The sequence below is a fragment of the Arthrobacter sp. CAL618 genome (assembly GCF_000468215.1).
GTDB lineage: Bacteria > Actinomycetota > Actinomycetes > Actinomycetales > Micrococcaceae > Arthrobacter_D.
On sequence record NZ_ASZW01000157.1, the window covers coordinates 1 to 4,374 of the forward strand.

General features: G+C 64.9%; 4 protein-coding genes and 1 pseudogene (1 of these 5 only partly in view). 4 read left to right on the forward strand and 1 reads right to left on the reverse strand.

Translation table 11 applies throughout. The features are described 5' to 3' along the window. Positions 1-526 (reverse strand): NAD-dependent epimerase/dehydratase family protein (locus K728_RS20580; protein ID WP_337587495.1); only part of this gene is annotated, 526 nt, incomplete at its 3' end. A 291-nt stretch (positions 527-817) separates the two neighbouring features. Between K728_RS20580 and K728_RS0109430 the strand changes: the two genes are divergently transcribed. From K728_RS0109430 to K728_RS19035, 4 genes and pseudogenes are all read left to right on the forward strand, one after another. Continuing rightward, positions 818-1,927: a YihY/virulence factor BrkB family protein gene (locus K728_RS0109430; RefSeq protein WP_019481396.1), complete on the forward strand. Its 1,110-nt coding sequence runs from the start codon at positions 818-820 to the stop codon at positions 1,925-1,927. Positions 1,928-2,019: 92 nt separating this feature from the next. Continuing rightward, complete coding sequence (locus tag K728_RS0109435; RefSeq protein ID WP_024476538.1) at positions 2,020-3,012, forward strand: glutathione S-transferase family protein; 993 nt, start codon at positions 2,020-2,022, stop codon at positions 3,010-3,012. 205 nt (positions 3,013-3,217) lie between these two features. Next, the gene (locus K728_RS0109440) at positions 3,218-4,273 is read left to right on the forward strand and encodes a FecCD family ABC transporter permease (protein ID WP_024476539.1); all 1,056 of its coding nucleotides are present in this window, start codon (positions 3,218-3,220) and stop codon (positions 4,271-4,273) included. Then, positions 4,270-4,374 (forward strand): annotated as a pseudogene (locus tag K728_RS19035) (FecCD family ABC transporter permease); it runs 1,100 nt beyond the window's last position. Before K728_RS0109440 ends, K728_RS19035 begins: the two are co-directional and overlap by 4 nt.

Consider the following 4,374-nt stretch of genomic DNA (forward strand, 5'->3'; position numbering starts at 1 on the left):
CCCGCCAGTAGGCGTCTGCGACGTCGTCGGCGTGGACCGCCTGAAAGATCAGCCGATCAGGGATGGGAATGACCGGGAGCCGCAGCCGATCCAGCAGGAACTTCGGGACGAGCGGGCCCAGGAAGTAGCGGCCGATCTCGCTCCCTGCATCCTGCTGAAAGATCAGCCCCGGGCGAATCCGGGTGACGGGGATCTCCGGGTACCTCCGGTCGAAGTCATCAAGGAGCGCTTCCTGCTCAGCCTTATGCCGACTGTAGTGAGAGGTGCTGATGCCCCCATGCGGCCAACTTTCATCCACCCGCTGGCCCTTCGAGGCCGGGCTATAGGCACCCACCGATGACGCGCAGACGAAGTGGCGCACTCCCGCGTCGGCGGTCGCCTGCAGCGCGTTGGCGGTACCGGTGACGTTGGTGCGGTGCATCGCCGGTTCATTGCGGTTCGGCTGGATGGCCCAGGCCAGATGCACGACGGCGTCAACGCCGGCGAGTGCTGCGGTGAGCGTGCTGCGTCCCTCGTCGGTCCCGATATCGAGGGCGTGCCATTCGCACCCGGCGTAGGGGGCCCGGGCAGTGTCAGGAAGCCGGCGGGNAGCCGACGATCCACGCCGCCCGGATGCTCGGCCGCGGCCCGTTGCAAGCGCCGTAACAGAGCGGTTCCGACGTTACCGGTGGCGCCAACAACCGCAATTCGGAGGGTGCCGGCTGGACTAATCTGGGAGAAAGCCATGTGCCAACGGTAATCCTTAGGTAGGCTTATGCACTAGTAAGGGTCCTTATAATAATCAGCTGGACCTGTAGGAACTATGTGGAGGTACCAAATGGCACCCAGCGGCGGCACAGCGGCGGATTCGCCCGAAGCGCAGACCCAGGACAAAGCACGCAATGCGCCGAGTCCTGACGACGACCGGAAGCCCGACAGCCCCACCGAGATCAAGAAGCCAGCCTGGGGATACGTGTTCAAGCGCACCCTCCGTGAATTCGGCAAAGACCAGTGCACCGATCTGGCTGCTGCCCTGACCTACTTCGCGGTGCTGGCGATTTTCCCGGCGCTGCTGGCGGTGGTCTCCCTGCTCGGTGTCTTCGGTCAGGCGGAAACCACCACCAACACCGTGCTGGACATCCTTGAAGGGGTGGCACCGGGTGCAGCCGAGAACGAGACGCTCGAAAGCACTATCGAAGGTCTCGCTACCTCACAGGGTGCTGGTCTGACGCTGATCATCGGTGTTCTCGGTGCGCTCTGGTCTGCCTCCGCCTATGTCAACGCCTTCAGCCGGGCAATGAACCGGGTGTACGAAGTGGAGGAGGGGCGTCCGTTTTGGAAGCTGCGCCCGGTAATGCTCCTCATCACCGCTATAGTCCTGCTGCTGGTGGTGCTGATGGCCCTCCTGCTGGTCCTGTCCGGACCGATCGCCGAATCGGTCGGGAATGTGATCGGTCTCGGCGACACGGCTCTCCTCGTGTGGAACATCGCCAAGTGGCCGGTCATGGTGGTTTTTGCCATCCTGATGATCGCCATCCTGTACTACGGGGCGCCCAACGTGAAGCAGCCCAAGTTCCGTTGGATGAGCATGGGATCGTTTGTTGCGTTGTTGGTCCTCGGACTCACCACTGCTGGATTCTCTTTCTACGTTGGCAACTTCGGCAGTTATGACGAGACCTACGGGGCGATCGCCGGCGTCATCGTGCTGCTGCTGTGGCTCTGGCTGGCTAACCTCTCACTGCTCTTCGGTGCAGAGTTCGACGCCGAACTGGAGCGCGGCCGGCAACTCCAGGCCGGCATCGAAGCTGAGGAAACCATCCAGCTCCCTCCACGGGACGCCACCGCAAGCCGCAAGAAGCTCGACAAGGAACTCGAGGACATCGACAACGGGCGTGAGCTGCGCCGGAAGTACGAACGCGAGTCGGCCCGGCAGAGCCAGGACAACTGATCGCCAACCGGCGATCACCCAGTGATCAATTCCACCTCTGTCGCCGGGCTGTTCCAACCAACAGCCCAGCGACAGAAGATTAGGCTGAACAGATGACCGAGAACGAACACAGCACTCGTGGCGCCTACGTGAACACGGGCAAGGAATTCAGCCGCGACACCACCTATATCGAAACCCGGATCACCCGGGACGGGTCGGACGGCTTTCCCGTGGAGGCCGGCCGGTACCGGCTGATCGCCGCCCGCGCCTGTCCCTGGGCGAACCGCGCCATCATCGTGCGCCGGCTCCTCGGACTCGAGGACGCCATTTCGCTGGGGACCCCGGGCCCGACCCACGACAAGCGGTCCTGGACCTTCGACCTTGACCCTGACGGACGCGATCCGGTCCTGGGCATCGAACGACTGCAGGAGGCGTTCTTCAAGCGAGATCCCGAGTATCCGCGCGGTATCACCGTTCCGGCGATCGTCGACGTGCCTTCAGGTGCCGTCGTCACCAACAACTTCCCGCAAATCACCCTTGATTTCTCCACTGAGTGGAAAGATTTCCACCGCGACGGCGCCCCTGATCTGTACCCGGAGAAACTGCGTGAAGAGATCGATCAGGTCGCCAAGCGGATCTTCACCGAGGTGAACAACGGCGTCTACCGGTGCGGGTTCGCCGGATCGCAGGAAGCGTACAACGACGCCTACGACCGCCTGTTCACCGCGCTGGACTGGCTGGAGGAACGCCTCAGCCACCAGCGGTTCCTGGTAGGCGAGACCATCACCGAGGTCGACGTCCGCCTGTTCACCACCCTGGTGCGCTTCGACGCCGTCTACCACGGACACTTCAAGTGCAACCGGAACAAGCTCACCGAAATGCCAGCCCTGTGGGGCTACGCCCGGGACCTGTTCCAGACCCCCGGCTTCGGCGACACGATCGACTTTGACCAGATCAAGGATCACTACTACATCGTGCACGAAGACATTAACCCGACCGGGATTGTGCCCAAAGGCCCGGATCTGGCCAACTGGCACACCGAGCATGGCAGGGAAGGCCTCGGCGGCAAGCCCTTCGGGCAGGGAACCCCGCCCACCGCTGCCTAAAGCCAGCTAAACCGTGTCAACCGATAGCCCGCCCGTACCGGATTCCCCGGCTGCTGGGTGGGGTTTCGGCGGGTAGGGAGCGACCTGCCGGGTGCCCCTCCGAACGACCCACCCTGGCTAATTAGGGAACATAACCGTTTCTTAATAGAGGTAACCGTAGGCTAGCCTTACTTCTGTCCGGAGTTAGACGGTGAGGAGGCATGCGATGGCAGTGCAGACTGCTCCAGCCCCTCTTGCCCGCGCTCCGATCGCCTCAGCCAGACCCCGCGGACAGCGCCGGGTTCTGAAGCTGGGCGCAGTGCTGGTCGCCCTCGCCCTGGTCTGCGCCGCCTCGCTCGCATTCGGCTCCCGGCCCATCAGCTTCGACGTCCTGGTCGCTGCGCTAACCGATTTCGACCCGGCCAACGGCGACCACGCCGTCGTCCACTCCCGCATTCCCCGCACCGTCACCGGCCTCATGGTCGGCGCCGCACTCGGCCTCGCCGGTGCCGCCATGCAGGGAGTGGCCCGGAACCCGCTCGCTGACCCAGGCATCCTCGGCGTCAACGCAGGAGCCGCGCTCGCCGTCGTCATCGGCATCTACGTCTTCGGGATCGCCGAGGTGACCGGCTACATTTGGTTCGCGTTCGCCGGGGCAGCCTTCGCCGCCGTCGTGGTCTACGCCATCGCAAGCCTCGGCCGGGAAGGCGCCACCCCCATCAAGCTGGCGCTCGCGGGGGCGGCCCTGTCCGCGGGGCTGGGCAGTCTGATGAACGCCGTCCTGGTGTCCAACCAGGAGACGCTCGACCGGTTCCGGTTCTGGCAGGTCGGCACCGTGTCAGGCCGTGGCTGGGATGTCCTCCTGCCGGTCCTGCCGTTCCTCGTGGTCGGCATCCTGTTGACCCTCCTGACCGGTAAGGCACTGAACAGCCTGTCCCTCGGTGACGACATCGCGAAGGGGCTCGGCCAGAACGTGGCGATAGCCCGCGGTGTCGCGGCGCTGGGCGTCGTCATCCTCTGTGGCGCTGCGACCGCAGCCGCCGGACCGATCGCCTTCGTGGGCCTGGTGATCCCTCACATGGTGCGGGTGCTCACCGGCCCCGACTACCGCTGGATCCTGCCCTTCTCGGTGGCACTTGCCCCGGTGCTGCTCATCGGAGCCGACATTGTCGGCCGGCTCATCCTGCCACCCGGCGAGGTGCAGGTGGGGATCATGACCGCCGTCATCGGCGCCCCGGTGTTCATCTGGCTGGTCCGCCGCCGGAAGCTGGCCCAACTATGAGCCTCCACCCAGCGCCCCCGACCGGCGCGGCCACACCCGCCGCCCCGGACGTCGCTGCCACACCGAATGGCGCTGCCACACCGAATGGCGCTGCCACACCG

Coding starts and splice junctions, on each gene's coding strand:
- K728_RS0109440 (WP_024476539.1), top strand. CDS start 3,218: ATGGCAGTGCAGACTGCTCCAGCCCCTCTTGCCCGCGCTCCGATCGCC.
- K728_RS0109430 (WP_019481396.1), top strand. CDS start 818: ATGGCACCCAGCGGCGGCACAGCGGCGGATTCGCCCGAAGCGCAGACC.
- K728_RS0109435 (WP_024476538.1), top strand. CDS start 2,020: ATGACCGAGAACGAACACAGCACTCGTGGCGCCTACGTGAACACGGGC.